This is a genomic window from Bradyrhizobium sp. 31Argb, from assembly GCF_043638955.1.
Classification (GTDB): Bacteria; Pseudomonadota; Alphaproteobacteria; order Rhizobiales; family Xanthobacteraceae; genus Bradyrhizobium.
Window position 1 is genome coordinate 1 of record NZ_JBEGDB010000496.1, and the last position, 2,812, is coordinate 2,812.

Here is a 2,812-nt window from a genome sequence, read left to right on the forward strand (position 1 = left end):
TGCGCCAATACTGGATGCCGATCCGCTACGCACGCGCCCGCTGATCACTGCGGACGTGGGAGCTCTTACCGCTTACAGTCAACCACGCGAGCTGCAGTAGGCCGATTGGGCCGTGGATCTACTCGCATACCAGGCACCCACCTGTTCTTCTGCTGCTCGATAGGTGACGAAGCCGCGGCCTGGCCCAATCGTCCTAGCAACCCGCGGACGCGACTGACATATCGACCCGAGGGCGGTAGTGCTTCTCTCCGCCTCCCCAGAACTGGCGAGCTCTCAATCGGAAATCCGTGATGCTGTAGACCTGGACCCATGGGCAAAGAAGCGTGAGCGTAGCACGGTTCGGCCCTGCGCTTATGTCACAGGTGCTTCACTGGTGGACTTGCGAAGTTAGCCGCGCAGCGGTTCCCCAGCCCTGCATGTCGGCCGCCCAGGTGTCGCGGACACACATTTCAGTGTGTGGACGGAATACAAGACACTTAGATGCAACTTCGGCAGTTGAGGTGCATCGCTCAACGACGCCTATGCACGTCCGCCTGAATGAGACCGGAAGGAGCGTGCCGACGAACATGCCCCGAGCGCGCGACTGTATTGACACCCGTGGGCGTCCTTCTCAACGGTGAATGCGACGGAGCTTCAGGGGCGTTCCCTTATGAAGGGATCCGCGGCGGTACTTTAACGCGATTGGGGCACGCCGTGCACTTTGACTGGCTGAGCTGCCAAGGCAAGCCGCTATCTCGAGGCCGTACTTTATCCATTGAGGTCATCAGGGGTGATGCGGGCGTATCACAACCGCCATTCACCTTCCATCTAGGTGAGGATGAGGGAAGTATTTGCAGCGCCAGCGACGATGGAATTCTTCAGCCAATCTGAGGGCCAGCCGCTGGCTAAAGGACGGCGCTGAACATAGCCACCTGGATGCGCCCAACTGCGAACGCATTGTTGCCGCCGTGGCGGCACGAGAGGCGATCGGCGTCCCTTGCCCTCTCTTATTGTTACCACTCGTGTCCGGTTGAGGACATTGATGGCAGGAATCCGACTACGGCAGCGAAATCATTCCACGCGCACCGCCGCAACAGTAGTCTTTCTCTCATCAAGCCTCGCCCAGAGCACTTTTCGCGTGCGGCACACAGATTGCTGGTATCCGTCCGGTGAGGACCCGGGATACCTGACCTTGCGGAGTTCCGTGTTTAAAGTGGATGGAGCAATCCGTCGGATCTTAGCGTGTCAATCGCTTCGGCGAGAGTGAGGCCGCGATGGAGGCAGAACCATTCTCCGGTGTGACGGTGCCACTGGATGTCGAAGCGATCACGGCTGATCCAGTCGAGGCGAGCGAACGGGGCGTCAAACTCTTCGCCGAGGTTCTCTAGAAAGCCGGAGCGGTAGCGTTGAATGAAGCGATATTTGGTGCCGTGCCACTTTCCCAGGATATCGACGGGATAGTTGAACTGCGTCGGTCGGATAGTGGGCAGGAAGCGGGGCTTCAAAAAGTCGTCGATCAACTGCTGGCAGGCGGCCGTCACCGCCAATTTATCTGCCGCGGACAGACCGCTCGCTCTCATGTGTCCTCTTGGCTCACGCTGCTTCGACATGATCAGGCGTTGGCTTTCGCCAGTTCCAGGGCAGAAGCTCGTCCAGCCTCTGGATAGCATGATCATTGATGCGCGCGAGCACGTCGGCGAGCCAGGCCTGCGGATCGACGTCGTTGAGCTTGGCGCTGGCAATCAGGGTGTAGATGGCAGCCGCACGCCGGCCGCCTTCATCGGAGCCGGCGAAGGTCCAGTTTCTTCTTCCTACGGCGACGGCCCGTAGCTCACGTTCGGCGGCATTGTTCGACATGCAAAGGCGCCCGTCATCGAGGAAGCGGGTAAATGCATCCCAGCGGCTGAGGCTGTAATTGATCGCCTTGGTCGTGTCGTTGTTTTTGGAGAGCTTGGCGCGCTGCTCACGCAGCCAAGCCTGCAGCTCAACGACCAGGGGGCGACTGCGCTCCTGGCGTACACGCAGACGCTCTTGCGGCGTCAGACCGTTAATCTCGCGCTCGATGGCGAACAGGGCATCGATGCGCTTGACCGCCTCGGCTGCAATCGGTGCCTTGGTGAGCCGTGCGAGGTCAAAGAACTTGCCTGCCGTGGGCCCAGCACGCCGCCTCGACGATCGGGCCTACTTTGCGACTGGCCGCGTAGAGTTTGCTGAAGCCCCGGTAGGCGTCGGCCTGCATCAGTCCGGCATAGCCTGCCAGATGCTGTTCCGGATGCTCACCGCCACGATCCGGCGAGTAGAAGAACACCGCCGCCGGGGGATCCGGTCCGGCAAATGGCCGGTCGTCGCGCACATAGGTCCAGAGCCGGCCGGTCCGGGTCTTGCCTTTGGCAAGGACCGGCACCGTGGGGTGAGTAGGCCGGAGGGATTTCACCTCCGGCCTCTCGCAGAACCAGGGCGTGAGGCTCTCACCTCACCCGGCTCCCATCAGGCAAGCTTGTCGCCAATACCGAGTTGCCAGTGAGCAAAGAGTCTGCGGTTCTCGCGAGCGATCTTCTCCAGGAAGATACGAGCGCGCCCCAACCGATGGCGGAAGCGCTTGTACTTTCGCTTCAACCAGATAGCTATTGTTTGGTTGATGTAGCGGGCCATCGGATATAGCGCCGAGCGCATGTATTGCCCATAGTACGCGATCCACCCCCGAACTATCGGGTTTAGTTCGCGGGCAATGTCGTCCAGCGCGCATTGCCTCACCCAGGATGTTACCGGAGAACTGACCGTCAGGATTGGGGCGGCGATACCGAATCGGATCGGTGTCGCCGATGGCAGGACG

General features: G+C 60.6%; 2 protein-coding genes and 1 pseudogene. All 3 read right to left on the minus strand.

Translation table 11 applies throughout. The annotated features are described in order from the left end of the window. Window positions 1-1,187: 1,187 nt before the first annotated feature. Window positions 1,188-1,559, minus strand: coding sequence for a hypothetical protein (locus AAFX91_RS40565; protein WP_028167603.1), 372 nt, complete (start codon window positions 1,557-1,559; stop codon window positions 1,188-1,190). A gap of 13 nt (window positions 1,560-1,572) precedes the next feature. Beyond that, window positions 1,573-2,386 (minus strand): annotated as a pseudogene (gene tnpC / locus AAFX91_RS40570) (IS66 family transposase); the annotation flags it as partial. An 80-nt stretch (window positions 2,387-2,466) separates the two neighbouring features. Next, on the minus strand, window positions 2,467-2,812 hold a 346-nt coding region (locus AAFX91_RS40575), incomplete at its 5' end, for a group II intron maturase-specific domain-containing protein (protein ID WP_394570229.1).

Bases quoted from the DNA above. Each gene is read 5' to 3' on its own strand.
- AAFX91_RS40565 (WP_028167603.1), bottom strand. From the start codon at position 1,559: ATGAGAGCGAGCGGTCTGTCCGCGGCAGATAAATTGGCGGTGACGGCC.